Source organism: Limimaricola variabilis, assembly GCF_034371605.1.
Classification (GTDB): Bacteria; Pseudomonadota; Alphaproteobacteria; order Rhodobacterales; family Rhodobacteraceae; genus Limimaricola; species Limimaricola variabilis.
Window position 1 is genome coordinate 1,495,238 of sequence record NZ_CP139691.1, and the last position, 26,798, is coordinate 1,522,035.

Below are 26,798 nucleotides of genomic sequence, written 5' to 3' on the forward strand. Positions count from 1 at the left end.
GATGACTTCTCCAGATTTCCAACTTGTCGACGCGCATTGCCACCTCGACTTTCCCGACTTTGCCGAGGAACGCGACGCGGTGATCGCTCGCGCCATCGAAGCCGGCGTGAAGCGGATGGTCACGATCTGCACCCGGCTGAAGAACGCGGATGCCGTGCGCGCCATCTCGGACGCGCATGACCCGGTGTTCTGGGCCGCAGGTACTCATCCGATGAGCGCCGCGGACGAGCCGCTGGCCTCGGTCGAGGATCTGCTCGCGCTGGCCGAACATCCCAAGATGGTCGGCATCGGCGAGACCGGGCTCGACTACCACTACACCGCCGACAGCAAAAGCGTGCAGCAGGAGAGCCTGCGCATCCATATCGAGGCGGCCCGGCGCAGCGGCCTGCCGCTGATCATCCATGCGCGCGACGCCGATGACGACATGGCGCGGATCCTGTCGGAGGAACACGCGGCCGGGGCGTATCAGTGCATGATGCACTGCTTCTCCTCCTCGGCGGCACTGGGGCGCGCGGCGCTGGACCTCGGCTTCTATCTGTCGATGTCGGGCATCGCCGCCTTCCCGCGCTCGAAGGAGCTGCGCGAAATCTTCGCCTCGGCGCCGCTCGACCGCATTCTCGTGGAGACCGACAGCCCCTATCTCGCGCCGCCGCCCCATCGCGGCCGCCGGAACGAGCCCGCCTACACCGCCCATACCGCCAAGGTCGGTGCCGAGCTGTTCGACCTGTCCCTGCCCGATTTCGCGGCCCGGACATCGGCCAATTTCGATCGGCTCTTCGCCAAGGCAGCCGCCTGGTCCTCGCCGCGGAGCCAAGCATGACCGACCGGCTGGAGGCGCGCATTCTCGGCTGCGGCTCCTCGGGCGGCGTGCCGCGGCTCGGCAATCTTTGGGGCGACTGCGACCCGTCGGAGCCGCGCAACGCCCGCACCCGCTGTTCGCTGCTGCTGACCCGCTATGGCGCGAACGGCGCAACCCGCGTGCTGGTCGACACGTCGCCGGACCTGCGCGCCCAGCTTCTGGCAGCCGAGGTCGGCGAGCTTGACGGCGTGGTCTGGACCCACGCCCATGCCGACCACGTGCACGGCATCGACGATCTGCGGATGATCGCCTTCAACATGCGGGCGCGGCTGCAATGCTGGGCCGACGCGCCGACGCGCGAGGCGCTGCTGGCGCGTTTCGGCTACGCCTTCGAGACGCCGCCAGGTTCCTCCTACCCGCCGATCTGCGACCTGCACATGCTCGAAGGCGAGGCGACGATCGACGGCGCCGGCGGGCCGATCAGCCTGACCGCCTTCGATCTCCAGCATGGCGACATCACCGCGCTCGGCCTGCGCTGCGGGCCGCTGGCCTACCTGCCTGACGTCAAAGAGATCCCGGACGCGGCATGGTCACACTTGGACGGGCTCGACTGCCTGATCGTCGACGCACTGCGCCGCAAGCCGCATCCGAGCCACGCGCATCTCGAGCTGACGCTTGAATGGATCGCCCGTGCAGCCCCTGCCCGCGCGGTGCTTACCAACATGCATTTCGATCTCGACTACGCCACCCTCGCGGCCGAGACGCCCGATCATGTCGTGCCCGCGCATGACGGGATGACCATCGGCTTCGACATCTAGACGCGGGGGCCCCGCCCCTTCGCCGTTCCGACCATACGCATTTCCGCGGCACCCGCCCGCGCGGAGGCCCGATCATGCTGTTGCTGACCGTCACTCTACCGGTCTTTCTGGTGCTGGGTTTCGGCTACCTCGCCTCCTGGCGTGGCTGGATCGGTGAGACGGCGATCGATGGGGTGATGAAGTTCTCTCAGGGCTTCGCGATCCCCTGCCTGCTGTTTCTGGCCATCGCGCGCCTCGATCTCGCGCAGGAGTTCGACCTCGCCCTACTTGGCAGCTTCTATGCGGGCGCCCTTGCCGGCTTCTTCGCGGGGCTGTTCGGCGCCCGGCTGATCTTCGGCCGGAGCTGGGAGGACGCGGTGGCGATCGGCTTCGTCGGGTTGTTCTCGAACTCGTTGCTCCTTGGCCTGCCGATCACCGAGCGGGCCTACGGACCGGATGCGCTGCAGGCAAATTTCGCGATCATCGCTCTGCATTCACCGTTTTGCTACGCGGTCGGCATCACCGCGATGGAGCTGGTGAGGGCCCGGGGCGGCGGGCTGCGGCAGCTGCCCGGCAAGGTGCTCAAGGGCATGGGGCGCAACGCGCTGATCCTCGGCATCGCACTGGGCGCCTTGGTCAACGTGTCGAACCTGCCGATGCCGGAGGTGCTCGTCGAGGCGCTGGAGCTGATGGCGCGCGCTGGCCTGCCGACAGCGCTGTTCGGGCTGGGCGGCATTCTCTACCGCTACCGGCCCGAAGGCGACATGCGGGTGATCCTCTACGTCGTCGCGGTGTCGCTGGTGCTGCATCCGGCGGTCGTCTGGGGCCTCGGTTCGCTGGCCGGCCTCAAGCTCGAGGCGTTCCGCTCGGCGGTGATCACCGCGGCCATGGCGCCGGGCGTCAATGCCTATCTCTTCGCCTCGATCTACGGCACGGCCAAGCGGGTCGCGGCCTCGGCGGTGCTGATCGGCACCGCGGCCTCGATCGGGACCGCGACGCTCTGGCTGGCGCTGCTCCCCTAGGCTTTGGACCCCAACCCGAAGGGCCGACAGCAAAATGCCCCGCACGCAGGCGGGGCATTTCGAGCTCTGCGAATAGGTCGGCGGATCAGCCCGGCGACATGCCCCGGAGCCGCTCGGAACGGCGCCGCAGCACCTCGAGCGTGACCAGCAGCACCACCGAGATCGAGATCAGCACCGTCGCGGCGGCGAGGATGGTCGGCGAGATCTGCTCACGCAGGCCGGTGAACATCTGCCACGGCAGCGTCTTCTGCCCGGCGGAGCCGACGAAGAGCACCACCACCACCTCGTCGAAGGAGGTGATGAAGGCGAAGAGACCGCCGGAGACCACGCCCGGCAGGATCAGCGGCATCTGCACCTTGAAGAAGGTGCGCACCGGACCCGCGCCGAGGTTCGCCGCCGCCCGCGTCAGCGAGCGGTCGAAGCCCACCAGCGTCGCGGTCACGGTGATGATCACGAATGGGATGCCCAGTGCCGCATGCGCCAGCACGACGCCCCAATAGGTGCCCTGCAGGCCGATCCGGCTGTAGAAGAAGTACATGCCCGCGGCCGAGATGATCAGCGGCACGATCATCGGCGAGATCAGGATCGCCATGATCGCGCGCCGGAACGGCACGTGGGGCTGGCTCAGGCCGATCGCCGCGAGCGTGCCCAGCGCCACCGACAGGAAGGTCGCGACGGGCGCGATCTTCAGCGAGTTCCACAACGGCACCTGCCAGTCGGGGTTGGTGAAGAAGTCGCGGTAGTGCTTGGTCGAATATCCCTCCGGGTCCAGCGCCAGCATCTCCGGGGTGAAGGTGAAGAAGTTCTCGGCGTTGAACGACAGCGGGATGATGATGAGGATCGGCGCGATCAGGAAGAAGAAGATCGCCGCGCAGATCACCAGGTAGGAATAGTGCCAGACCTTCTGGCCGGTCGAGGCATAGGGGGGAAGTCCAGCCATGTCTCAGCCTCCCAGCTTGACGTTGTCGATGCCGACGATCCGGTCGTAGACCCAGTAGAGGGTGAGCACGAGCGCCAGCAGGATCGTGCCCAGCGCGGCCGCGAGGCCCCAGTTCAGCGACGACGAGATGTGATAGGCGATCCGGTTCGAGATGAAGACACCCTCGGTGCCGCCGACGATCTCGGGCGTGATGTAGTAGCCGATCGACAGGATGAAGGCGAGGATGCTGCCCGCGCCGATGCCCGGCACCGAGAGCGGGAACCACACCCGCCAGAACGCGGTCCAGTCATTCGCGCCCATCGACTTGGCAGCGCGCATGTAGCTCGGCGGGATCGTCTTCATCACCGAATAGAGCGGCAGGATCATGAAGGGCAGCAGGATGTGCGTCATCGCGATCACCGTGCCGGTGGCGTTGTTGATCAGCGCGAGACGGTTGGCGTCGGACACGATGCCGAGCCAGACCAGCGTGTCGTTGATCACGCCCTGCTGTTGCAGCAGCACCTTCCAGGCCGAGGTCCGCACCAGCAGCGACGTCCAGAACGGCAGCAGCACGAGGATCATCAGCACGTTGGCCGAGCGCAGCGGCAGCGTCGAGAGCAAGTAGGCGATCGGGTATCCCAGCAGGATGCAGGAGAAGGTGATCGCCAGCGACATCCACATCGTGCGCCAGAACAGCTTGAGATAGATCTGCTCGTCGGCGGGGCGCCATTGGGCGTCGCCACCGGGGCCGTTCATCATGTCGACCGAGTTCAGGAAATAGCCGTCGGTATAAGCCGGGCTGTAGGTCTTGATGACCTGCCAGATCTCGGGATCGACCCAATCCTCGTCCGACTCCTCGAACAGCGCCTTGATCGAGACGCTTTCGAAGCCGGAGACGTCGACGTCGGGGAAGCCGGCAGGCGCGGCGCCGTTCGAAAGATCGCGATAGAGCGCGGTATAGACGAAGTCCTCGACATCCTCCTCGAGCGGGTCGTCCTCATAGGCCTCGACGGTCAGCTTGACCCAGGCATCCCAGGCGTCGGCGGTCGCGGGCAGCGCCGCGCGGATCTCGTCGTTCGCCATCCAGTTGGACCACGCCACGGGGTCCTCAAGCGCGGGCTCAGCCTCGACGAACTGGTCGGTGTAGATATCGGTGTCGAAGCGGCCGACATCGCGGCCGGTGCCGCGGAACAGCGAGCTGAGGCCGGTCATCTCGTAGTTGAGACGGCTGCCGAGGCGCGTGTGCGACTTGTACTCGGCGGCGATGAAGAGGTCGGTGTAGAGCGCCTCGTAGACCGGCTCGCCGGGAGCGGCCTCGGGCAGGTTCTGGTCCTCGCGCAACGCCACCACGGTGCGGGGCAGCGTCTCGGAGACGATCTGGTTCTCGACCGAGCGGAACAGCATGTCCGCGATCGGGGCCACGAAGGCCACGAGGATGAAGATCAGCAGCGGCGAGACCAAGAGGAAGGCGCGCAGCTTCTCGCGCCGGAGCGCCCGTTTCAGGCTGTGCTTGAGAGGCCTGCCATCGGCGGCCAGCATCGGGCCTCCTTCGGTCACCTCGCCGCCCGGGAGCGCCGCCATCGGCTGTCTCGGGGGTGTCGTCGCGCTGTCGGTCATCATGCCTCCGGTATTGGGGGGTGGGACGGGGCCGTGGTGGCCCCGTCCCTCATGCGCTCAGGCGCGCGACGTCACTGGGCGAGCCAGGCCTGGAACTTGCTGTCCAGATCGTCGCGGTAGTCGGCCCACCACTCGTAGTTCTGCACGAACGCGCCCTTGGCGTTCTCGGGGTTGGTCGGCATGTGCGGCGCCATGTCGATCCCGAGCTCGGCGTGCTCGCCGACGAGCGGCGCGGAGGATTTGCGGGCCGGGCCGTAGGAGATGTACTTGGCCTGGTCCGCGAGACGCTGGGTGTCGGTCGCGAAGTAGAGGAAGTCCTTGACGCGGGCGAGCGACGCCTCGTCGAGACCCTCGGGGATGATCCAGCCGTCGAGATCGTAGGACTGGGTGTCCCACATCATGTTGACCGGCTGGTCCTGCTCGACGATCAGGCTGAACAGGCGACCGTTGTAGGTCGAACCGAAGACGACTTCGCCATCGGCGAGCAACTGCGGCGTGTCGGCGCCCGAGGACCACCAGATGGTCTCGTCCTTGATGGTGTCGAGCTTGGCGAAGGCGCGGTCCTGGCCTTCCTCGGTCTCGAGCACGTCGTAGACGTCCTCGTAGGCGACGCCGTCACAGATCAGCGCCCATTCGAGGTTGTTGTGGGGACGCTTCTCGAGCGACCGCGTGCCCGGGAAGTTTTCCAGGTCGAACACGTCGCAGATGCTGTCCGGCTCCTTGCCGTTCCACTCAGCCACGTCGTTGCGGTAGCCGAAGGTGTAGGAATAGGCGATCTGCGGGATGAAGCAGTCGGAGACCAGCATCTCCTCGCCGAAATCCTCGGAGGCCGGGGTGCCGTCGGGCGCCGGGGCGAGATCCTCATCGGGATCGATTTCCATCGCGAGGCCTTCGTCGCACAGACGCATCGCGTCGGCGGCGGTGGCGTCGACGAGGTCCCAGGTGACGTTGCCGGCTTCGTTCTGGGCGCGCAGCTTGGCCACGGCCTCGGCCGAGCTTTCGTCCCAGGTGACGGTTACCTCGGGATGCATCTCGAGATAGGGCTCGACATAGGCCTTGAGCTGGCTCTGCTGGTAGGCGCCGCCCCAGCTGACGATGGTCATCTCATTGGCCATTTCGACATGGCTTTCCGCCCCGGCGACGGTGGCGGAGGCCACGAGCGCGGTGGTCGCGGTCAGAAGACGAGTGATGTTCATTCAGAACTCCCGTTGTTTACCCGGTTCTTGGTTTCACAGGGGACGCGGTCCGGGTGACGACGCCCCGCATAGGCCGCGCCCCTTTTGCGGGGCGCGGTGGCGCGATCGACGTCAGGCGTCGAGCGCGCGGCAATCCTCGGCGAGCCAGCCGATCCGGATCTGCTCGCCCGGCTTCAGGCGCGGCTGGTCGGGGGCGTTGCGGGTCTTCATGATGAAGTCGTCGCGCCCGGCGACATTGAGCCGCGTCCGGAAGGTGTCACCCATGTAGATGAACTCCTGCACCGTGGCCGGCAGCGTATGCGCGTCGGGATGCAGGCGATCGAGGTTGGATTCGACTCGCTCGGGGCGGATCGAGACGCGGGTGCGCTCGCCCACCTTCGAGACGTTGACCGGCAGCGCGTCGATCACCTCGCCACCGTCGAGCCGCACCAGGCAGGAGGTCGCGTCGATCTTCTCGACCACGCCCTCGAGCGTGTTGTTCTCGCCGATGAACTGGGCGACGAAGCTGTTCTGCGGCTTCTCGTAGAGCTCATCGGGCGGCGCCAGCTGCTGGATCCGGCCATCGTCGAACACCGCCACGCGGTCCGACATGGTCAGCGCCTCGGTCTGGTCATGGGTGACGTAGACCACGGTGATGCCGAGACGGTGCGCCAGCTCGGTGATCTCGAACTGCAGGCTTTCGCGCAGCTGCTTGTCGAGCGCGCCGAGCGGCTCGTCCATCAGCACCAGCTCGGGTTCGAACACCAAGGCGCGCGCCAGCGCGATCCGCTGCTGCTGGCCGCCCGAAAGCTGGGTGGGACGGCGGTTCTTGAACTCGCCCATCTGCACCATGTCGAGGGCGCGGGCGATCTTCTGCTCGCGCTCGGACTTGCTCAGCTTGCGCACCTCGAGCGGGAAGGAGAGGTTCTCCCCCACCGTCATGTGCGGAAACAGCGCGTAGTTCTGGAACACCATGCCGATGCCGCGCTTGTGCGGCGGGATGTTGTTGATCGACTTGCCGTCGAGCCGGATCTCGCCATGGGTGGCGGTCTCGAAGCCCGCGAGCATCATCAGGCAGGTGGTCTTGCCGGAGCCGGACGGCCCCAGCATGGTCAGGAACTCCCCCTTGGGCAGAGACAGGTTGAGGTCCTTCACGACGAGCTTCTCGCCGTCATAGCTTTTCTGCACGCGTTCGAACTCTACGAACGCCTCCGAACTCGAGCCGTTGGCCAAGCCTTGCTCCCCGTTGTTGTGCCGGCGGATTGGTCCGCGCTTGTCTGGGGAAACTAAAACAAGCCGCCCTCCGCATTGCAACCGAATAGCCGAGAAGTCGATATGACGCCGGGTCACTCGCGCTGCGGCGCGGCATCAACCTCCTGCGCTGCAAGCCTCTCGCGCTTCGCAACGCGGTGCAATGCCGCAGGCAGATCAAGGAAGATTTCCTACAATCTGAAGATGTATCTCAGCAGGATTTTCTCGAAATACGATTCTCACCTGTCTCATGGCGACATGCGAATGTCGCGAAACGACATGATCGGCGAGCCGGAATGCGGTGGATCCAGCGAGGCCGCGAACACGAAAAAAGGGCCTGCGTTTCCGCGGCCCGGCATCCGGTTCATCAGGTCATCGAGGAGGCTGTCTGCCCGCCGCTCCGGCGGGCCCTCCTGAATGGTGCGGTCGAGAAGACTCGAACTTCCACGGGTGTTACCCCACAGCGACCTCAACGCTGCGCGTCTACCAATTCCGCCACGACCGCACGTGATCAGGTAGGATGGCGGCCTCATAGCCTTGGCTCTCGGGGGAGCGCAAGAGCGAAAATCACCCCTACCCCACGTCAAGCGCGAGAAAACGCATCGCGCCACCGGCTTTGACTTTTCGCCCCGCCCACGGCACCTCATTCGCAGGGAAACCGGATCGGAGCACGGGCAATGGTGGACTGGATCGTGAGCGACGGGCTGACGCCCTATGAGAACGCCCTCTCCGCCATGGAAAACCGGGCGCAGGCCATCGCCGCCGGCGAGGCCCCCGAGGCAATCTGGCTGCTCGAACATCCGCCGCTCTACACGGCCGGCACCTCGGCCAAGCCCGCGGACCTGGTGACGCCCGACCGCTTCCCGGTCTTCGAGACGCGGCGTGGCGGGCAATACACCTATCACGGTCCCGGCCAACGCGTCGTCTACGTGATGCTCGACGTCGGCGCGCGCGGCCGCGACGTGCGGGCCTTCGTCAAGGCGCTGGAAGGCTGGGTCATCGACACGTTGGCGGAATTCAACGTCACGGGCGAGCTGCGCGACGGCCGGGTCGGCGTCTGGGTCCAGCGGCCGGACAAGCCTTTGACCCCCACGGGCGCCGTCGCCGAGGACAAGATCGCGGCGCTGGGCATCCGGCTGCGCAAATGGGTGAGTTTTCACGGGCTGGCAATCAACGTCGAGCCGGATCTGGAGCACTTCGGCGGCATCGTGCCCTGCGGCATCGCCGAGCACGGGGTGACCAGCCTTGTCGATCTCGGCCTTCCGGTGACGATGGCCGACCTCGACACCGCGCTGGAGCGCTGCTTCGCGGGCCGGTTCGAAGGAGAGCTGCGGCGCGCCCCGCATCTGTGACAGAAACCAGCTGCGCGGCTTGGTGAGCGCTCCGTGGACCAATGGATCGCGCGCGGCGCTGCCACGCGGCGGCAGCCGCGCCGAAAACCATGCGCTGGCCCCTCGCAGACGGGACCAAAAGGGCGCCACGACCCCCATACCTGCGGCACCGTGACCGTTGCCCTGCCCGGCATCTCCTTCTAGAAGGGCGCCAATTGCCTGCGCGAGTCTGCGTGCGGGCCCGTCAGGCAACCAAAACTCGGGAGAGCCACATGGCAGACGCCGCCATCCACGGCCACGGGCATGATGACAAGCGGGGGTTCTTCACCCGCTGGTTCATGTCCACCAACCACAAGGACATCGGGATCCTCTACCTCTTCGCGGCGGGCTTCGTGGGCCTGCTGTCGGTGATGCTGACGCTGCACATGCGGCTCGAGCTGATGCAGCCGGGCGTGCAGTTCATGTGCACCGAGAACGTCGGCGCCAACCCGATCATGACCGTGCTGCGCTCCTGGGTGCCGACCGCCTCCGAGGCCTGCACGCCCAACGGCCACATGTGGAACGTCGCGATCACCTATCACGGCGTGCTGATGATGTTCTTCGTCGTCATCCCCGCGCTGTTCGGCGGCTTCGGCAACTACTTCATGCCGCTGCAGATCGGCGCGCCGGACATGGCCTTCCCGCGCATGAACAACCTCTCCTTCTGGATGTTCATCGCCGGCGTCGCGCTGGGCGTGGCCTCGCTCTTCTCCCCCGGCGGCAACGGCCAGTCCGGTTCGGGCGTGGGCTGGGTGCTCTACCCGCCGCTCTCGACCTCCGAGCCCGGCATGTCGATGGATCTCGCGATCTTCGCGGTGCACGTCTCGGGCGCCTCGTCGATCCTCGGTGCGATTAACATCATCACCACCTTCCTCAACATGCGCGCGCCCGGCATGACGCTGCACAAGGTGCCGCTCTTCGCCTGGTCGATCTTCGTCACCGCCTGGCTGATCCTCCTCGCCCTGCCCGTGCTGGCCGGCGCGATCACCATGCTGCTGACCGACCGTAACTTCGGCACCTCGTTCTTCCAGCCCGCTGGCGGCGGCGACCCGATCCTGTACCAGCACATCCTGTGGTTCTTCGGTCACCCCGAGGTCTACATCATCATCATCCCCGCCTTCGGCATCATCAGCCACGTGATCGCGACCTTCTCCAAGAAGCCGATCTTCGGCTACCTGCCGATGGTCTACGCGATGGTGGCGATCGGCGTGCTCGGCTTCGTCGTCTGGGCGCACCACATGTACACCGTGGGCATGTCGCTGACGCAGCAGTCCTACTTTATGATGGCCACCATGGTCATCGCGGTGCCCACCGGCGTTAAGATCTTCTCGTGGATCGCGACGATGTGGGGCGGCTCGGTCGAGTTCAAGACGCCGATGCTCTGGGCCTTCGGCTTCCTGTTCCTGTTCACCGTGGGCGGCGTCACCGGCATCGTGCTGTCGCAGGCCGGCATCGACCGCGCCTATCATGACACCTACTACGTCGTGGCGCACTTCCACTACGTGATGAGCTTGGGCGCCGTGTTCGGCATCTTCGCGGGGATCTACTTCTACTTCCCCAAGATGACCGGCAAGATGCTCCCGGAACTCGCGGGCAAGATCCACTTCTGGCTGATGTTCATCGGTGCGAACATCACCTTCTTCCCGCAGCACTTCCTTGGCCGTCAGGGCATGCCGCGCCGCTACATCGACTACCCGGAGGCCTTCGCCACCTGGAACATGGTCTCGTCGATCGGTGCCTTCATCGCCTTCGCCTCGTTCATCTTCTTCATCGTGGTGCTGTTCTACACCCTCGCCAAGGGCAAGCGGATCAACGTCGCGAACCCCTGGAACGAGTATGCCGACACGCTCGAGTGGACCCTGCCCTCGCCGCCGCCGGAGCACACCTTCGAGACGCTCCCCAAGCAGAGCGACTGGGACCGCAGCCACGCCCACTGAGGCACGGCCCGCGCGACATCACCGAAGGGCCCGGCGGCAACGCCGGGCCTTTTTCGTTCACGAGGATCTCCATGCCGCATGAATGGACCCGCCCGCCTTCCGAGACGGGCCCCGTCGAGGCGGAGCTGCAACTCTGGCCCTATCGCTCGCTCCCGAAGCGCGGCTTCGCGGGCTTTGTCGGCGGCACCGCGGCGCTGATCGCCCTGCCACTGCTGATGGTGCTGGGCACGCCGGTGTTGTGGGCACTGCTGCCCTTCCTCGCCGGCGCCATCGCCGCGATCTGGTGGGCGCTGGCGCGCAGCTACCGCGACGGCGAGGTGATCGAACGACTTGAGATCCGCCCCGACCGGATCCGGCTGACCCGGCGCGACCGCGGTCGGCCCGAGCGTGTCTGGGAGGCCGATCCCTATTGGGTCGAGCTGCGGCTGCACGAGGGGGAACGACCGGTACCGGGCTATCTCACGCTGCGGGGGGCGGGCCGCGAAGTCGAGCTTGGCGCTTTTCTACCCGAGGACGAGCGCCGCGCGCTGGCCGAGGATCTGCAGCGTCTGCTGGCCCGGATCGGCCGGCGGTGATCCCCTTTCCGACCCCGCGTCGTTACGTCGCCATGGAACTCCGGGCCCGGGATGGGCATTTTCATGACAACGGAGGATTCGACATGCCCAAGCATACCCCCCAGAAGGAAACGATCCGCAGGCTGGCCGAGGCCGGTCGTGCCCTCGCCGACGTCATCACCGGCGCGCTGCTGCCGCAGCCCCGGCCCCAGCATCGACCGATCCCGATTCCCGTCAACAAGCCACGCCAGCGCTGATCTAGCGCGGCATTCCCGGGCCCAAATGACGAGGGGCGGCTTCTTCGCAGAAGCCGCCCCTTTCTTTGGCGGTCAGCCCTTCTTGTCGGGCAGGTCCTTGCGCTTGGTATGGGCGATATCCTCGAGCTCGGATTCGCTCATGTCGTCATACATTTCCTTCGACGACCCCTTGAGGTCCTTGACCTTGGTGTCGCCGCGCTTGGCCGAGAGCGCCGCCCCGGCCGCCTTCTGCTGCGCCTTGGACTGTGCCGGCATATCGATCCTCCATAGCCAGAGTCTCGAAAACGCCCGAGGGTTGCGCCCCGTTCCCGGCCCTCAGCCGAGCCGGTCGCGCACCAGTGGCCCCACCCGGCCGAAATCCATCCGACCTGCATAGCGCGATTTGAGCGCCGCCATCACCCGGCCCATGTCGCGGATCGAGGTCGCCTCGGCCGCGGCGATCGCCTCGTCCACCGCGGCCTCGGTCTCCGACTCGCTGAGTGGGCGCGGCAGAAATTCCTCGATCACCGCGACTTCGGCGCGTTCCTTTTCGGCCAGTTCGATCCGACCGGCTTCGTCATAGGCACGTGCACTCTCCTGGCGCTGCTTGACCATCTTGGCCAGAATCGCCAGCACCACCTCGTCCGAGACCAGCCCCTCTTCGCCTTCACCCCGCGCCGCGATGTCGCGATCCTTGATGGCGGCGTTGATGAGGCGCAGCGTGGACAGCCGATCGGCTTCCTTGGCCTTCATCGCATCCTTGAGCGAGGCGTTGATCTTGTCGCGCAATGTCATCGGGTCCGTTCCGGATTGTTGCAGACACAAGCGCGCAAGCTACCCGGTTCGGCGGGGCCTGACAACAAGCCGCGCCGGATGCCGCCGCGTCTTGATTCTTTCCGCCCCTGCCCCTAGGTAGCGGCGGGTTTCAAAACAGGAGCAATGACGCCATGCCGCAAAATGTTTCCGGCAAGCCGACCGCCTGCCTCGCGCTCGCGGACGGGACCGTGTTCTACGGGCAGGGCTTCGGCGCTCCGGGCCGCGTCGTGGCCGAGCTGTGCTTCAACACCGCGATGACCGGCTACCAGGAGATCATGACCGACCCGTCCTATGCCGGGCAGGCCGTGACCTTCACCTTCCCGCATGTTGGCAATACCGGCACCACCGAAGAGGATGACGAGGCCGCCGACCCGGTCGCCTCGGCGATGATCGTCAAGTGGAACCCGACCGAGCCGTCGAACTGGCGTGCCACCGACACCCTGTCGGGCTGGCTGGCGCGGCGTGGCCGGATCGGCATGGGTGGCATCGACACCCGCCGCCTGACCCGCGCGATCCGCCAACAGGGCGCGCCGCATGTCGCGATCGAGTTCAACCCCGAGGGCAACTTCGACCTCGAGGCGCTGGTCGCCGAAGCGCGCGGCTTCAAGGGGCTGGTCGGTCTCGACCTCGCTAAGGAAGTCAGCTGCGTCCAGTCCTACCGTTGGGACGAGATGCGCTGGGCCTGGCCGGACGGCTTCAAGAAGCAGGACAACCCGCGCCACAAGGTCGTCGCCATCGATTACGGCGCCAAGCGCAACATCCTGCGCAGCCTCGCCTCCTCGGGCTGCGAGGTCACCGTGCTGCCCGCCACCGCCACCGCCGAGGAGATCCTCGCCCTGAACCCTGACGGGCTGTTCCTGTCGAACGGCCCCGGCGATCCGGCTGCGACCGGCGAATACGCGGTGCCCGCGATCAAGGCGGTGCTGGACCGGTCCGACATCCCGGTCTTCGGGATCTGCCTCGGCCACCAGATGCTGGCGCGGGCGCTTGGCGCGCAGACCGTGAAGATGAATCACGGCCATCACGGCGCCAACCACCCTGTGAAGGATCAGGAGACCGGCAAGGTCGAGATCACCTCGATGAACCACGGCTTCACCGTCGACAGCCAGACGCTGCCCGACGGGGTGATCGAGACGCATGTCTCGCTGTTCGACGGATCGAACTGCGGCATCCGCATGACCGACCGGCCGGTCTTCTCGGTGCAGTATCACCCCGAGGCCAGCCCCGGCCCGCAGGACAGCTACTACCTGTTCGAGCGCTTCGCCGAGGCGATGGAAGCGCGGCGCGGCTGATCCCTTAATGACGCGTTAACTACGCACGGGCGAGCATCGGGGCGACATTCCCAGGAATGGCGTCCCGATGACGAAGAGTTCTGCCCCAAGGGGGGCGCAGCCCGCCCGGCCGCCCCCCGGCGCGGCCACCGCCAGCGCGGCCCAAGGCCCCGATCCGCTGCACCAGCCGCCCGATCCGCGCCTGTTGCGCCGCTTCGGCACGCTGCGTGCCTGGCGCTTGGGCGTTCTGCCGTGGCGACGGGTCGGCGGGGCGGTGGTCGTGCTCGGCCGCCCCCCGCCCGACCCGGAGCTGCGCCGCGTGGTCGCGCTGACCGGCTGGACAGAGCTTCGGTGGGCGCCCTGCCCCCCCGACCGGATACGCGCAGCCCTGCTGCCGCATGTGGCGCCCCTCTTGCTACTCATGGCCGAGGCACGGCTACCGTTCGACCTGAGCTGCCGGGCGGTTGGCCGCAGGCCATTGGCGCTGTTGGGCGCGGGCGCAATCATCGCCACCGGAGCCGCAGTGGCGCTCGCCCCTTCGGCGGCCATGGCGCTGCTCTGTGCCTTGGGCGCCTTGGTACTGATCCTCAATGGCGGCCTGAAGCTCGCCGCCGCCATCGCCACGCTGCTGCGCCCTCCGACCAAGCAGGATCCTGCGATGATCACGGGTGCGCAGCTTCCAATGATCTCGCTGCTGGTGCCCTTGTTTCGCGAGGCGGCGATGATCAAGCCGCTGCTCGAACGCCTGGAACAGCTCGATTATCCCCCCGACCGTCTCGAGTTGCGTCTGATTGTCGAGGCGGGTGATCGCCGGACCCGCGCCGCGCTCGCCCATGCCGCGTTGCCCGACCGCGCCCAAGTCGTGGTGGTGCCGGAGGGCCGCGTCCGAACCAAGCCGCGTGCACTCAACTACGCGCTTTTCTTCACGACCGGCACGATCATCGGCATCTATGACGCCGAGGATGCGCCAGCGCCCGATCAGCTTCTGCGCGTCGCCGCGCGCTTCGCGATCTGCGGGCGCGCCACGGGCTGCCTCCAAGGCGTGCTCGATTTCTACAACCCGCGCTGCAACTGGATCGCGCGCTGCTTTGCGCTCGAATACGCGAGCTGGTTCCGGGTCATGCTGCCCGGCCTCGAACGGCTCGGTCTGGTGGTGCCGCTGGGCGGCACGACGCTGTTCCTGCGGCGCCACGCCATCGAGACGGTCGGCGGGTGGGATGCCCACAATGTCACCGAGGATGCCGATCTGGGCGTCCGGCTCGCCCGGCACGGCTTTCGTACCGAGCTGATCGATACGGTCACGCGGGAGGAGGCCAATGCCCGCGCCTGGCCCTGGATCAAGCAACGCGCGCGCTGGCTCAAGGGTTATGCGTTGAGCTGGGGCGTGGCGATGCACGACCCGGGCCGCCTTTGGCGCGAGCTGGGACCTTGGCGCTTTCTCGGGGTGCAGGCGCTGTTTCTCGGCACGCTGACGCAATTTGCGCTGGCGCCTCTGCTCTGGTCGTTCTGGCTGGTGGTCTTCGGCCTGCCGCATCCCATGGCGCCCTGGCTGCGGGAAGGAGCGCTATGTGGGCTAGCCTTGCTGTTTGTGCTGGCCGAATGCGTGACCTGCGCGATTGCCGCGCTGGCCGCGTGGCGGGCCGGGCAGCCCAAGCTGGCGCTCTGGGCGCCGGTGCTCCAGGTCTATTTCCCGCTTGCGACGATCGCGGTCTGGCGGGCGCTGTGGCAGGTGCTGCGCCGCCCCTTCCACTGGGACAAAACGCGGCACGGCATCTTCACCCCGGCCGGATCGCCTAGCGGGCCGCCTCCACCTTCGCCGCGTCCAGCTTCAACCGCGTGACGAAGGCGTGGCTGATGTGATCGCGCAGCGCCCGGTCGGCGGCATCGCCATCCCCCGCCTCGATCGCCGCGACAATGGCAGCGTGCTCCTCGAGCGCCCCGCGCCCGCGCCCCTCGGCGGCGAGCGAGGTCGATGCCAGCAGCGCCATGGAGCGGTGCACGAGGTCGAGCTGCCGCACCAGGAACCGGTTGTGGCTGGCGAGGTGGATCTGCTTGTGGAAGCGCCGGTTGGCGCGCGCGAGCGCGTCCGGATCGTTCACCAGCGCCTGATCCGCCTCGAGCATGTCGCGCAGTACCCGCACCTCCTCGGGCGCGGCGTGCCGCGCCGCGAGCCGCGCGGCCAGCCCCTCGAGTTCGCCGCGCACCACGTAGAGTTCCGCCAGCTGCGTGTGATCGAGCGACGCCACGATCAGTGAACGACCGTCGCGGGTCAGCATGCCTTGGGTCTCGAGCCGCTGCAGCGCCTCGCGCACCGGGGTACGCGACACGCCGAAGCGATCCGCCAGCTCGCTTTCGACCAGGCGGTCGCCGGGCCTGTAGATGCCCTCGTCGATCGAATCGAGGATCAGCCCGTAGGCGTCCTTCTGCGCGGGTCTGGTATCCTGCATCCGCCGCCTTTCCCTGGATCGACGGAAGATAGACCCGCAGGCGGCCGCGGTTCAACCCGCGACCCGCTTGTGACGGTCCCGCCGTGCCCATAGGGTCGCGCACATGACGCATCCCCTCACCGACATCGCTGCCGATTTCACCCATGTCCGCGCCTGGGTGTTCGATCTCGACAACACGCTATACCCACCCGAGGCGCGGCTGTTCGACCAGATAGAAGTCCGGATGCGCGACTGGATGGTGCGGATGTTGCGGATCGACGCGGTCGAAGCCGACCGGCTGCGGGCCGATTACTGGGCCCGGCACGGCACCACGCTGGCCGGGCTGATGGCGGAGCACGGCCTGCCGGCCGACGATTTCCTTCGCGACGTACACGAGATCGACCTCGGCGGACTCGACGCCGATCCTGGCTTGGCTGCCGCGATCGCGGCCCTGCCGGGGCGGCGCATCGTCTACACCAACGGTTCGAAGCCCTATGCGCTGCGAGTGCTGAAGGCGCGCGGCCTGTCTGACGTGTTCGACGCGGTCTACGGGGTCGAGCATGCCGGGCTGGTGCCCAAGCCCCAACGCGCGGCCTTCGAGGCGGTCTTCGCGCTCGACGGGCTGGCGCCTGAGCAGGGCGCGATGTTCGAGGATGATCCGCGCAACCTCGCCGTGCCGCACGCGATGGGGATGCGGACGGTGCTGGTAGGGCCGCCTGCCGTCACCCGCCATGACCACGTCCATCACCATACCGGGGACCTGCGGGACTTCGTGTCGCGGCTGGTCTGACCTTTCCCCGCCCCCCGGCCCGGCCTATCTGTGAGCCATGACAGCACGCGTCGACATTCTGGTATCAGGCGGCGGCATCGCCGGCCTCTCCGCCGCGGCCGCCTTCGGCGCGGCGGGCTTCTCGGTGATCTGCGTCGATCCCGCGCCGCCGGTGCGCGAAATGGCCGATACCGGCGCCGACCTGCGTTCAACCGCCTTCCTGCAGCCCGCCCGCGAATTGCTCGAACGCGCCGGTTTGTGGGCGGCGCTGGCCCCGCATGCGACGCCATTGCAGGTCATGCGGATCGTCGAGGCCGGGCGTGGCGCGCCGGTGATCCGCGATTTCGATGCCGCCGATCTCGGCCCCCTGCCCTTTGGCTGGAACCTGCCCAATTGGCTCCTGCGTCGCGAGATGGCCGCCCGGCTGGACGAAATGGAGCGGGTCGAGTTTCGGGCCGGCTGCGGCTTTGCCGGGCTCTCGACCCGTGAGGACCGCGCCCTGGTTCGGCTGTCGGATGGCACCTCCGTGGCCACCAAGCTGGTGGTGGCGGCAGATGGCCGTGCCTCGCCGGTGCGCGAGGCCTGCGGCATCGGCCTGCGCACGCGACGCTACGGCCAGAAGGCGCTCGCCTTCGCGGTCACGCATGAGCGCCCGCATGAGAACGTCTCGACCGAGATCCACCGCTCGGGTGGCCCCTTCACGCTCGTCCCTTTGCCGGATCATGAGGGACAGCATTCCTCGGCCGTGATCTGGATGGAGCCGGGACGCGAGGCCGAACGGCTCGTGGCCCTACCGGTGCCGGATTTCGACATCGAGGCCACGGCCCGGTCGGAACGCATTCTCGGCCGGCTGCACCTCGTGACCCCGCGCCAGAGTTGGCCGATCGTCATGCAGACCGCGCAGGCCCTGACCGCCCAGCGCGTGGCCTTGGTGGCCGAGGCCGCGCACGTGATGCCCCCGATCGGCGCGCAAGGCCTCAATACCTCGCTCGCCGACATTGCCTGCCTCGTCGATCTCGCGGCGGCGCGACCCGAGGGGCTCGGCGATGCGGCGATGCTCGACGTCTACGCCAAACGGCGCGCGGGCGACATCGCACTCCGCGAACACGGCATCGACGCGCTCAATCGCCTCGCCATGGTGGGCGGTCCAGTAGCTCAAGGGCTGCGCGGCCTCGGCCTCGGCGTGCTGCACGATGTGGCACCCCTGCGGCGGCGGCTGATGCGTCTCGGGCTCGGGGCGCGTTAGAGCGGCCCGGGCAGCCGCTCCTCAGAAAGCAGCACGTTGGCCTCGACCGGCCCGATCCCCGGCAGCGTCATGATCCGCCGCCTGAGAACCCTTTCGAAATCCTCTAGATCGCGCGCCACCACCCGCAGCCTGTAGTCGTAGAGCCCCAGCACGTGCTCCACGGTCTGTACCTCGCGAATCGCGCAGACCGCGCGTTCGAAATCCTCGAGGCTGGCACGACCCCGGCTGGCCAGCTTGATGCCAAGAAATACGGTCACGCCAAACCCCAGCGCGGCCGCGTCGAGATCGAGACGACGCCCCTTGAGCGCGCCTATCTCGCGCAACCGCCGGATCCTGCGCCAGGTGGCGGGCTGCGAAAGACCCAGCTCGCGGCCCAGATCGGCGGCGGGACGCGAGGCGTCGAGGCTGAGCGCGCGCAGCAGGCTGCGGTCGATGGCGTCGAGATCGTTCACAGCGGCAGCTTTTCGTCTGACTTCACCACGCTGACCGTCATAAGGCTCTCGATGTCGGCGATATGCGGCAGCGCGAGGATGCGCTCGCGGTAAACCGCCCGGTAATGCTCCAGATCGCGCGCCACCAGCTGCAGCCGCACATCGACCCGCCCCAGAAAGGTCTGGATCTCGATCACCTCGGCGACCTCGCGGGCGCGGGCGAGAAATTCGTCGAAGGCGCGCGGCTGGGTCTTGTCGAGGGTCACCCGCAGGCTCACCGCCACTTCGAAACCCAGCGCCTTCCAATCGATCACCGCGCGCTGGCCGCGCAGCACGCCCGCATCCTCCAACCGCGCGAGGCGCCGCGCGCAGCGCATCGCGGTCAGGCCAGCGCGGTCCGCTAGTTCGGCGGTGGTGAGGTCCGGCGTCTCCTGAAGGAGGCGCAAAAGTCGGCGGTCGGTATCGTCCTGCATGAAAATCACGATAATGGTCATATCCGCGCATGACCAGAACCATCATAGCGCGAAAAACATGCGCTGCGTTCCTCGCATTGCCGCCGCCATTGCGTATTGTGCCGACAGAACCAGACACGGCACTGCATTAGGGAGCAGATCATGCGCGTTTATTACGACCGCGATTGCGACGTGAACCTCATCAAGGACAAGAAGGTCGCGATCCTCGGCTATGGCAGCCAGGGCCATGCCCACGCGCTGAACCTGCGCGACTCGGGCGCCAAGAACCTCGTCGTGGCGCTGCGCGACGGCTCGCCCTCGCGCGCCAAGGCCGAAGGCGAAGGCCTGCAGGTCATGGGCATCGAGGAAGCCGCCGCCTGGTGTGACGTGATCATGTTCACCATGCCCGACGAGTTGCAGGCCGAGACCTATCGCAAGCACGTGCATGACCATCTGAAGGAAGGCTCCGCCATCGCCTTTGCACATGGCCTGAACGTGCATTTCGGCCTGATCGAGCCGAAGCCCGGCGTCGACGTCATCATGATGGCGCCCAAGGGTCCGGGCCACACCGTGCGCGGCGAATACGTCAAGGGCGGCGGCGTGCCCTGCCTCGTCGCGGTGCATCAGGATGCGACCGGCAAGGCGATGGAAATCGGCCTGTCCTACTGCTCCGCCATCGGCGGCGGTCGTTCCGGCATCATCGAGACCAACTTCCGCCAAGAATGCGAAACCGACCTGTTCGGCGAGCAGGCCGTGCTCTGCGGCGGTCTCGTCGAGCTGATCCGCATGGGCTTCGAGACGCTGGTCGAGGCCGGCTACGAGCCCGAGATGGCCTATTTCGAGTGCCTGCACGAGGTGAAGCTGATCGTCGACCTGATCTACGAAGGCGGCATCGCGAACATGAACTACTCGATCTCGAACACCGCCGAGTACGGCGAATATGTGTCGGGCCCGCGCGTCCTGCCCTACGAAGAGACCAAGGCGCGGATGAAGGCGGTTCTGACCGACATCCAGAACGGCAAGTTCGTGCGCGATTTCATGCAGGAGAACGCGGTCGGCCAGCCCTACTTCAAGGCCACCCGCCGTCTCAACGACGAGCACCAGATCGAGCAGGTCGGCGAGAAGCTGCGCGCGATGATGCCCTGGATTTCCAAGGGCAAGATGGTCGACAAGTCGCGCAACTGATCCGCGCTTCGGCGGACCACAGCGAACACAAGGATCGGGGCGCCAATCGGCGCCCCTTTCAATTCAATGGGATAGAACCCCACCCCATTGGTATAGTTCAGGGCTAAGGCCATGATTTTCGTCAATTGTTGCCGCAATCGCGGTCGAGAGAGTGACGAATTCATGCAAGGAGCATCTGTAATGATCAGTGGAATCGTCTCTACCGCCCAATCGGTTCTGTCGCCCAGCCCGACGAACCAGCAGCAGGCCGCGCAGACCGAGACGGCCGCCGCCGAGGAACCGGCGCCCACCGCCAACGATCCGGACGCCGCCGTCGCCAGCGCGACCAGCGCCAACACCCAGTCCAGCCTCTCCGTCGCCGGAGCCCAGGCAGTCGAAGCCGAGAACCAGGCCTCCGCGAATGATCAGGGCACGAAGAGCGCCTCTGGCAGCGGCACGACCGCCAATATCAATGCCAGCACCAGCGCCAGCGCAGGGGCCAGCAACGGAGCGGTCGCGGCAGAGGCCGAAGCGAGCGTCAGCGCGGACGACCTCGCCCGCTCGCGCGCCGAAGCGATTGCCGCGCAGAACAAGATGAAGACGGCCTCGCTCGTGGCCTCGGTGTCGGAAGGCGGCGCCAAGGCGCCGAACATCGCCCCGATCGAATCCGCGAAGGCGGCCAAGTCCGCGGCGAATTCCTATGCCGCCAACAGTTCGGCTGCGCCGACCGACACGGCCAAGGCCACGGCCGAACTGCGTGCCTGAACGAATTGGGGCCGGCTCCTTGACCGGCCCCTTCCACGCCAGATGACGCGCATCAACGGTTGATGACTTCGAACTGCCGCGTCGCGACGATCTGTCCGTCGACCCGCAGCACCGCCGTGACATCCCGCCGCATGGGCTGGCTGAGCGGGACTCTGACATTGCTGTTGGCGCCCGCATGGAGACGCTGGGTGCCGATCAGGGTCTGGGAGCCGTCCGGCCCCTTGACGTAGAGTTCGACAGTGCCATCTCGCTCGATCAGAACCCGGCCGATATCAACAACCGATTGCTCTTCTTGGAAACGATGGAGCGAGGTGAAACCGTTATGGCCGATCATCGCCTGCGCTCCGGTGACCGTGGTGGCGAGAACCGCCGCCATGAGAAGCTTTGCATACATGGTATGGACCTTCCTGTGACTCACCGGGTCCGCGACCCGCAGGAACAGGCTGCGCCTCGTTCATTCACAGCGCGAGCGCTGTAACATCACGAAACCGTACCGCAGATTTGAAGAGCGTGACCACTTGCACCGAGGCCTAGCCCGAGCAGAGGGGGGATTCGGCGCGGCAGAAAACAACCGAGTTTTCCGTGGCGCACCGGTTTCAACCTAGAGCGTATCACCCCTGCCTATATTAGCTCGCGATCTCGTGATCGTTTCGTGAGGATCACGAAGATCTGCCTTGGCGGATGTGAGGACAGGTGAGCATGCGTGAGCTATGTTGCTCACAGATTGTGCATCAGTGGGTCAAATCGCCGTGCAAGGCGAGTCGCGGATCCGTGCTACACGCATGGACTTTGCCCGTCAGGCGTGCTCAAGCGGTGCCATGACCGCGCGCCCGACCACCGCCAACTGGCTCTCCATCCTGCTTCTCGGCCTGATTTGGGGCGGGACCTTTGCCGTCGTGCGGGTCGCGCTGGATGGTTACGGGCCGATCACCGTGGCCTGCGCCCGCACCACGCTCGGCGCTCTGGCGATGCTGGGGCTGATGCAGGCCATGGGACGGCGGGTGCCGCGACTGGATCGGCGTCTCGCGGGATATCTCGCCGCGATCGGCGCGCTCTCGACGGCGTTGCCCTTCCTGCTGCTGGCTTGGGGCCAGCAATACGTGCCTTCCGCCTTCGCGGGGATCTCGATGGCGGCGCTTCCGCTTTTCGTCCTGCCGCTGGCCGCCCTCTTCTCCGACGAGCCGTTCAGCGCACGCGCCGCCACCGGGGTCGGCGTCGGCTTTGCCGGCGCGCTGGTCCTGATCGGGCCGGGCGTGCTGGCGCCGGGCGCGGGCCTCGCGGCCTGGGGCCAGATGGCCTGTCTCGCCGCGGCGCTGTCCTATGCGGTGGCTTCGATCCTGACCCGGCGCTGCCCGCCGGTGGACGGGATCGTGCTGACCGCCCTCAGCCTTGCAGTAGGGGCGGTGATCCTGCTGCCGATGATGCTGTTGACCGAAGGCCTGCCGGGCTGGGACAGCCCTGCCACCGGCGCGGCGCTCATCTTCCTGGGACTTTTACCGACTGCGCTCGCGGCGCTGATCCGGGTGACGGTGATCCGTTCGGCCGGCTCGGTCTTCATGACGCTGGTGAATTATCAGGTCCCGGTCTGGTCGATGGCGATCGGAGCGCTGGCGCTCGGCGAGGCGCTGCCCTGGCGCTTCTTCGCAGCGTTGGCGCTGATCCTCACGGGCCTCGGGATCAGCCAGGGCCGGAACCTGCAGGCGCTGTTCGCGCGCACAGGCTCCCGGCCCGCCTGAGGTCAGGCGACCGACTGCACCTCGGCGACGATGCCCTCGACCACCTGGTTGAGCAGCGAGTCGTCCTCGCATTCCGCCATGACGCGGATCAGCGGCTCGGTGCCCGACTTGCGGATCAGCAGCCGCCCCTTGCCTTCGAGCAGACCTTCGGCCTGGGCGATCGCGGCCTTGACCGCCGCCGCACCGAGCGGGTCCTGACCGGGTGCGTAGCGCACGTTCTTGAGAAGCTGCGGCACCCGCTCGAACTGCCGCACCAGCGCGCTGGCGGGCCGCCCGGTCTCGATCATCGCCGCGAGGAACTGCAGGCCGGCGAGCAGGCCGTCGCCGGTGGTGGCATAGTCGGTCATGACGATATGACCCGACTGCTCACCACCGAGGTTCCAGCCGCCGCGCCGCATCGCCTCGACCACGTAACGGTCGCCGACCTTGGTCCGCTCCAGCTTGAGGCCCTGCGCGGTCATGAAGCGCTCGAGCCCGAGATTGCTCATCACCGTGGCCACGAGCGTCCCGCCGCGCAGCCGGTTCTCGGCGGCCCAGCGGCCCGCCATCAACGCCATCAGCTGGTCGCCATCGGCGATCTGGCCGGTCTCGTCGATGATCATCACCCGATCGGCGTCGCCATCGAGGCAGATCCCGAGATCGGCCCCCTCCTCCAGTACCCGCGCGGCGGCATGGCGCGGCGCGGTCGAGCCGCAGTTCTGGTTGATGTTGGTGCCGTCCGGCGTGACCCCCACCGGGATCACCGTGGCGCCCAACTCCCACAGAACCTCGGGCGCGACCTTGTAGGCGGCGCCATTGGCGCAATCGATCACCACCTTGAGGCCGTCGAGCCGCTTGCCCTGCGGGAAGGTCGATTTCAGCCGCTCGGCATAGCGGAAGCGGCCATCGTCGATCCGCCGGGCACGGCCGATATTGGCAGCCTTGGCCGGTTCGATCTGACCGGCGACGATCGCCTCGATCTCGGCTTCGGCCTCGTCCGAGAGCTTGAAGCCGTCGGGGCCGAAGAACTTGATGCCGTTGTCATGATGCGGGTTGTGGCTGGCCGAGATCATGATGCCCATGTCGGCGCGCATCGAATGGGTGAGCAGGCCCACCGCCGGCGTCGGCACCGGGCCGAGCAGCAGGGCGTTCATCCCCGTGGAGGTCAAGCCGGCGGTCAGCGCGTTTTCGAACATGTAGCCCGAGAGCCGCGTGTCCTTGCCGATCACCACCCGATGGCCGTTCGAGCCGTCATTGCGGAAATAGCGCCCGGCGGCGGCGCCGATCCGGAGCGCGATCTCGGCCGTCATCGGCCAGGTATTTGCGGTGCCGCGCACCCCGTCGGTGCCGAACAGCTTGCGAGTCATCCCTCATTCCCCATCAAGGCGGCCTGCAGCGCCAGCGCCTGCCGCGTTTCCTTCACATCATGCACACGGATCACCTGCGCGCCCTGCCGCGCGGCCCACAGCGCGACCGCAATCGAGCCCGGCATCCGGTCCTTCGGCGTCTCGGCGCCGCCGATCGTGCCGATGAAGCGCTTGCGCGAAACGCCCACCAGAAGCGGCAGCCCGAAACCGTGGAACGCCGTCAAACCGCGCAGCAGCGTCAGGTTGTGATCCAGATCCTTGCCGAAGCCAATACCGGGATCGACGATCAGCCGCGACCGGTCGATGCCCGCCGCCTCGGCAGCAGCGATGCGCCGTTCCAGCGCCTCATACACCTCGGCGAGCACATCGTCATAGCGCGGCGCCTGCTGCATTTCGGCAGGGCTGCCTTGGGCATGCATCAGGCAAAGCGGCACCCCGGCCTCAGCGACCACCTCGGCCATCCCGGGGTCGTGGCTCAGTGCCGAGACGTCGTTGATCATGTCGGCGCCCTCGGCCAGCGCGGCCTTGGCGCAGGCGGCGTTGCGCGTATCGACGGATATCGGTGCCGCGACCCCGGCCGCCCGCAATGCTGCGACCACGGGGACAACTCGGGCGATCTCCGCCTCCACCGGGACAGGCGCGGCGCCGGGACGCGTCGATTCACCACCGATGTCGAGGATGTCGGCACCCTCGGCCAGCAGCGCCTGCGCATGCGCCACGGCAGCGGCGCGATCGGCATGATCGCCACCATCCGAGAAGCTGTCCGGCGTAACGTTGAGAATACCCATCAGCCGCGGACGATCGAGCGACAGCCCGGCCATGGGAGCGCGCGCCCGGCCCAGACGTTCGCGCAGCGCCGGATCGAGGCTGTCAGCGAGGACGACCCGCCCGGTCGCGTCGAGCGCCTCGGCGAAACGCAGCCCCTTCAGCCCCGCCAGCGGGGTGGCGCGCGCCTCGCCCAGCGGCCAGAGCGGCAGCGGGACAACCGGTCTCACGTCCCGATCTCCAGTCGTCGCAGCGGGCGGGCGGTCTCCGGGGCGTCGGCCCCGACCAGCACGATCTCGGAAGCATCGAGCGCATCGGCCAGCCATAGCGCCAGATCGACGCCGCGCGTGCCTCGGGGTCCCGCCACCGCCGAAACGGCCATCCTCGCGGGCGCCCAGAGAGTCGGCGCTCCGCGACGCTGGGCCCAGTCGATCTCGGTGCGATTGTCGCGGACCTCCACCTCGGGCAGCGCCGGCGCCAGCCGCCAGGCGGCCTGGTCATGAGCCAGAAGCTCGATCCGGTCGCGCGCCGCGGGATCCGCGACGTCGCCAGCCACCGATCCGGCCTCGACACACAGGATGAGCGGGTCCGGCATGGCCAGCAGTTCCGCGCGCCAGCTTTCGGGCCGGGCGGCGGCGTCGACCGAGATCAGCGCCAGCACCGGGCGCGGCGCGGCCGAGGGGGCGAGGCTGCTCGGTCCCGCGCGCACGATCTCCACCCCCAGCGCGCCGGGGCCGCGATCGAGCTTGCGGATCCGCACGAAGACGCGTTCGGCCTGCGGCTCCGCGAGAATGCGGTCGGCAATGCGCTCCGCGAGTGTTTCCAGCAGGTCGAGCCGCTCGGTCGCGAGCGCGTCGGCCACCGCTTCGGTCAGCCGGTCATAGGAGAGGATGCGGTCGACATCGTCCCCGGCGGGCGGCGCGGGGGCCAGTTCGGCCACGATGTCGAAGGCAAGGCGCTGGGTCGCGCCACGTTCGGCCCGGAACGCACCGATCTCGACCTCGACCACGTGATCCTCGAGCAGGATGCGATCGCGGGGGCTGTCGCCGTGGGGCGTGGCGGCGGCACGGGCCTGCGGATGGGCAAAGGCGTGGCGGGTCTCGTCGGTCATCGGGCCCCTCCGGGCTTGCGGGCATGGGGCATCTAACCGCCCTCCGCCCGCCCGGCAAGCACCCGGCGCGTTACCGCGTCGATCAGTTCGACGCGGTACGCGTCGCTTCGCGATAGAACAGATGGGCGCCAATCGCGGCGGTGCGCGGAATCCGCTTCGACCACGAGGGGTTAACCGCGGTCGTGTGGTAATGCGTCGCCCCGGCGGTCAGCTCGCGCGGGCCGTCATCCATCATGATCGCCGCGATCCGGCCCAGCTTGGTCCAAGAGCGCCGATCGTTGACGGTGTCGGGAATGCCGTCGCAGGTATAAGAGAACTGGCAGGCATATTTGCGACCGGTGCCCTGGTTAACCACGCCGCAGATGTCATCGGGGTAGTCGGGGCTGTCGACGCGATTGAGGATCACCTCGGCCACAGCGAACTGGCCCTTCACGCTCTCGCCGCGGGCCTCGAAGTACAGCGCCTCGGTCAGGCATTCCCACTGCGCGTCGCCCTTGGCCTGCGGCAGCGAGGCGAGAAGCACGTCGTAATCCTGGCTGCTGCCCGAAGCGATGCTCAGCCCGCGCTCTGCGGCGGCCGGCAGCGGCTCCACCTCGGTCGTCGCAACGGCGGGAACAATTTCCACGTCGTCGCGTTGTTGGCCCAGAAGCAGAGAGAGCCGGGTATCCGCCGCCGGGGCGGAGATCTTCGAGATTCGCGCCGCTGCGGGGGCTTCCCCACTGGCGGTGGCTGGTGCTGCGGCCGCAACCGCCGCAAGACAAGCCATCGCGCCGAACATCGGCAGGCGCAGAAAGTTCAATCGCTTCATTGCAGTATCCCCGGT

At 67.3% G+C, this 26,798-nt stretch carries 28 protein-coding genes and 1 tRNA gene; 14 read left to right on the top strand and 15 right to left on the bottom strand.

Features of this window, described 5'->3' with window-relative positions; translation table 11 throughout:
* The first annotated feature begins 1 nt into the window (after nucleotide 1).
* The 3 genes from T8T21_RS07345 (at nucleotide 2) to T8T21_RS07355 (ending at nucleotide 2,618) form a co-directional block, all read left to right on the top strand.
* The gene (locus T8T21_RS07345) at nucleotides 2–820 is read left to right on the top strand and encodes a TatD family hydrolase (RefSeq protein ID WP_322337375.1); all 819 of its coding nucleotides are present in this window, start codon (nucleotides 2–4) and stop codon (nucleotides 818–820) included.
* Nucleotides 817–1,617, top strand: coding sequence for an MBL fold metallo-hydrolase (locus tag T8T21_RS07350; protein ID WP_322337376.1), 801 nt, complete (start codon nucleotides 817–819; stop codon nucleotides 1,615–1,617). The genes T8T21_RS07345 and T8T21_RS07350 overlap by 4 nt, the downstream gene beginning before the upstream one ends.
* 74 nt (nucleotides 1,618–1,691) lie before the next feature.
* Nucleotides 1,692–2,618, top strand: a complete 927-nt coding sequence (locus T8T21_RS07355; protein WP_407660123.1) for an AEC family transporter — start codon at nucleotides 1,692–1,694, stop codon at nucleotides 2,616–2,618.
* Nucleotides 2,619–2,703: 85 nt separating this feature from the next.
* Here T8T21_RS07355 and T8T21_RS07360 read toward each other — a convergent pair whose 3' ends face one another.
* The 5 genes from T8T21_RS07360 to T8T21_RS07380 all read right to left on the bottom strand — a co-directional run bounded on the left by T8T21_RS07360 (nucleotide 2,704) and on the right by T8T21_RS07380 (nucleotide 8,085).
* Nucleotides 2,704–3,558, bottom strand: a complete 855-nt coding sequence (locus T8T21_RS07360; RefSeq protein WP_021692072.1) for an ABC transporter permease — start codon at nucleotides 3,556–3,558, stop codon at nucleotides 2,704–2,706.
* A gap of 3 nt (nucleotides 3,559–3,561) precedes the next feature.
* Nucleotides 3,562–5,118 (bottom strand): ABC transporter permease, encoded by a 1,557-nt coding sequence (locus T8T21_RS07365; RefSeq protein ID WP_322337472.1) that lies wholly within the window; start codon nucleotides 5,116–5,118, stop codon nucleotides 3,562–3,564.
* 107 nt (nucleotides 5,119–5,225) lie between these two features.
* Nucleotides 5,226–6,350: an extracellular solute-binding protein gene (locus tag T8T21_RS07370; protein ID WP_183472001.1), complete on the bottom strand. Its 1,125-nt coding sequence runs from the start codon at nucleotides 6,348–6,350 to the stop codon at nucleotides 5,226–5,228.
* Nucleotides 6,351–6,461: 111 nt separating this feature from the next.
* On the bottom strand, nucleotides 6,462–7,562 hold the full coding sequence (locus T8T21_RS07375; protein WP_183471999.1) for an ABC transporter ATP-binding protein: 1,101 nt from the start codon (nucleotides 7,560–7,562) through the stop codon (nucleotides 6,462–6,464).
* Between the two features lie 436 nt (nucleotides 7,563–7,998).
* A tRNA-Leu gene (locus T8T21_RS07380) sits at nucleotides 7,999–8,085 on the bottom strand.
* A gap of 172 nt (nucleotides 8,086–8,257) precedes the next feature.
* Between T8T21_RS07380 and lipB the strand changes: the two genes are divergently transcribed.
* From lipB to T8T21_RS07400, 4 genes are all read left to right on the top strand, one after another.
* Nucleotides 8,258–8,932, top strand: coding sequence for a lipoyl(octanoyl) transferase LipB (lipB, locus tag T8T21_RS07385; RefSeq protein WP_322337377.1), 675 nt, complete (start codon nucleotides 8,258–8,260; stop codon nucleotides 8,930–8,932).
* A gap of 251 nt (nucleotides 8,933–9,183) precedes the next feature.
* Nucleotides 9,184–10,887 (top strand): cytochrome c oxidase subunit I, encoded by a 1,704-nt coding sequence (gene ctaD, locus T8T21_RS07390; protein ID WP_183471995.1) that lies wholly within the window; start codon nucleotides 9,184–9,186, stop codon nucleotides 10,885–10,887.
* Between the two features lie 71 nt (nucleotides 10,888–10,958).
* On the top strand, nucleotides 10,959–11,462 hold the full coding sequence (locus T8T21_RS07395) for a DUF2244 domain-containing protein (RefSeq protein WP_322337378.1): 504 nt from the start codon (nucleotides 10,959–10,961) through the stop codon (nucleotides 11,460–11,462).
* Between the two features lie 83 nt (nucleotides 11,463–11,545).
* Nucleotides 11,546–11,698, top strand: a complete 153-nt coding sequence (locus T8T21_RS07400; protein WP_322337379.1) for a hypothetical protein — start codon at nucleotides 11,546–11,548, stop codon at nucleotides 11,696–11,698.
* 72 nt (nucleotides 11,699–11,770) lie between these two features.
* On the opposite strand, the gene T8T21_RS07405 is transcribed toward T8T21_RS07400, so the two are convergent.
* A complete protein-coding gene (locus T8T21_RS07405; RefSeq protein WP_322337380.1) occupies nucleotides 11,771–11,953 on the bottom strand; it encodes a DUF3008 family protein in 183 nt (60 codons plus the stop codon).
* 60 nt (nucleotides 11,954–12,013) lie between these two features.
* Nucleotides 12,014–12,472 carry a GatB/YqeY domain-containing protein gene (locus T8T21_RS07410; protein ID WP_322337381.1) on the bottom strand — a complete coding sequence of 153 codons (459 nt, stop codon included), beginning with the start codon at nucleotides 12,470–12,472 and terminating at the stop codon, nucleotides 12,014–12,016.
* Between the two features lie 152 nt (nucleotides 12,473–12,624).
* Between T8T21_RS07410 and carA the strand changes: the two genes are divergently transcribed.
* Together carA and T8T21_RS07420 are read left to right on the top strand one after the other, a co-directional pair.
* On the top strand, nucleotides 12,625–13,785 hold the full coding sequence (gene carA / locus T8T21_RS07415) for a glutamine-hydrolyzing carbamoyl-phosphate synthase small subunit (RefSeq protein WP_322337382.1): 1,161 nt from the start codon (nucleotides 12,625–12,627) through the stop codon (nucleotides 13,783–13,785).
* Between the two features lie 67 nt (nucleotides 13,786–13,852).
* Complete coding sequence (locus tag T8T21_RS07420; RefSeq protein ID WP_322337383.1) at nucleotides 13,853–15,604, top strand: glycosyltransferase; 1,752 nt, start codon at nucleotides 13,853–13,855, stop codon at nucleotides 15,602–15,604.
* On the opposite strand, the gene T8T21_RS07425 is transcribed toward T8T21_RS07420, so the two are convergent.
* Nucleotides 15,558–16,211, bottom strand: coding sequence for a GntR family transcriptional regulator (locus T8T21_RS07425; protein ID WP_183471981.1), 654 nt, complete (start codon nucleotides 16,209–16,211; stop codon nucleotides 15,558–15,560). The two genes, T8T21_RS07420 and T8T21_RS07425, sit on opposite strands and share 47 nt — an antisense overlap.
* 103 nt (nucleotides 16,212–16,314) lie before the next feature.
* Here T8T21_RS07425 and T8T21_RS07430 point away from each other — a divergent pair, with 103 nt between their 5' ends.
* Entirely contained in the window at nucleotides 16,315–16,980 is a 666-nt protein-coding gene (locus T8T21_RS07430) for a pyrimidine 5'-nucleotidase (protein WP_322337384.1), read from the top strand.
* 37 nt (nucleotides 16,981–17,017) lie between these two features.
* A complete protein-coding gene (locus T8T21_RS07435; RefSeq protein WP_322337385.1) occupies nucleotides 17,018–18,205 on the top strand; it encodes a UbiH/UbiF family hydroxylase in 1,188 nt (395 codons plus the stop codon).
* Here T8T21_RS07435 and T8T21_RS07440 read toward each other — a convergent pair.
* Both T8T21_RS07440 and T8T21_RS07445 read right to left on the bottom strand, forming a co-directional pair.
* On the bottom strand, nucleotides 18,202–18,657 hold the full coding sequence (locus T8T21_RS07440) for an Lrp/AsnC family transcriptional regulator (protein ID WP_183471975.1): 456 nt from the start codon (nucleotides 18,655–18,657) through the stop codon (nucleotides 18,202–18,204). The genes T8T21_RS07435 and T8T21_RS07440 overlap by 4 nt on opposite strands.
* Nucleotides 18,654–19,109 carry an Lrp/AsnC family transcriptional regulator gene (locus T8T21_RS07445; RefSeq protein WP_322337386.1) on the bottom strand — a complete coding sequence of 152 codons (456 nt, stop codon included), beginning with the start codon at nucleotides 19,107–19,109 and terminating at the stop codon, nucleotides 18,654–18,656. Before T8T21_RS07445 ends, T8T21_RS07440 begins: the two co-directional genes overlap by 4 nt.
* Before the next feature lie 141 nt (nucleotides 19,110–19,250).
* On the opposite strand from T8T21_RS07445, the gene ilvC reads away from it, so the two are divergent.
* Nucleotides 19,251–20,273 (top strand): ketol-acid reductoisomerase, encoded by a 1,023-nt coding sequence (gene ilvC / locus T8T21_RS07450; protein WP_183471973.1) that lies wholly within the window; start codon nucleotides 19,251–19,253, stop codon nucleotides 20,271–20,273.
* Between the two features lie 180 nt (nucleotides 20,274–20,453).
* Nucleotides 20,454–21,017, top strand: coding sequence for a hypothetical protein (locus tag T8T21_RS07455; RefSeq protein WP_322337387.1), 564 nt, complete (start codon nucleotides 20,454–20,456; stop codon nucleotides 21,015–21,017).
* Between the two features lie 52 nt (nucleotides 21,018–21,069).
* Here the strand turns inward: T8T21_RS07455 and T8T21_RS07460 are convergent, their stop codons facing one another.
* Nucleotides 21,070–21,411: a hypothetical protein gene (locus T8T21_RS07460; RefSeq protein WP_322337388.1), complete on the bottom strand. Its 342-nt coding sequence runs from the start codon at nucleotides 21,409–21,411 to the stop codon at nucleotides 21,070–21,072.
* Between the two features lie 424 nt (nucleotides 21,412–21,835).
* Here T8T21_RS07460 and T8T21_RS07465 point away from each other — a divergent pair, with 424 nt between their 5' ends.
* A complete protein-coding gene (locus T8T21_RS07465) occupies nucleotides 21,836–22,753 on the top strand; it encodes a DMT family transporter (RefSeq protein WP_322337389.1) in 918 nt (305 codons plus the stop codon).
* Between the two features lie 2 nt (nucleotides 22,754–22,755).
* Here the strand turns inward: T8T21_RS07465 and glmM are convergent, their stop codons facing one another.
* The 4 genes from glmM to T8T21_RS07485 all read right to left on the bottom strand — a co-directional run bounded on the left by glmM (nucleotide 22,756) and on the right by T8T21_RS07485 (nucleotide 26,753).
* Nucleotides 22,756–24,099, bottom strand: a complete 1,344-nt coding sequence (glmM, locus tag T8T21_RS07470; protein ID WP_183471965.1) for a phosphoglucosamine mutase — start codon at nucleotides 24,097–24,099, stop codon at nucleotides 22,756–22,758.
* On the bottom strand, nucleotides 24,096–25,094 hold the full coding sequence (gene folP / locus T8T21_RS07475; RefSeq protein ID WP_322337390.1) for a dihydropteroate synthase: 999 nt from the start codon (nucleotides 25,092–25,094) through the stop codon (nucleotides 24,096–24,098). The genes glmM and folP overlap by 4 nt, the downstream gene beginning before the upstream one ends.
* Nucleotides 25,091–25,975 carry a dihydroneopterin aldolase gene (locus tag T8T21_RS07480; RefSeq protein ID WP_322337391.1) on the bottom strand — a complete coding sequence of 295 codons (885 nt, stop codon included), beginning with the start codon at nucleotides 25,973–25,975 and terminating at the stop codon, nucleotides 25,091–25,093. Before T8T21_RS07480 ends, folP begins: the two co-directional genes overlap by 4 nt.
* An 82-nt stretch (nucleotides 25,976–26,057) precedes the next feature.
* Complete coding sequence (locus T8T21_RS07485) at nucleotides 26,058–26,753, bottom strand: cell wall hydrolase (protein ID WP_322337392.1); 696 nt, start codon at nucleotides 26,751–26,753, stop codon at nucleotides 26,058–26,060.
* Nucleotides 26,754–26,798: the final 45 nt, after the last annotated feature.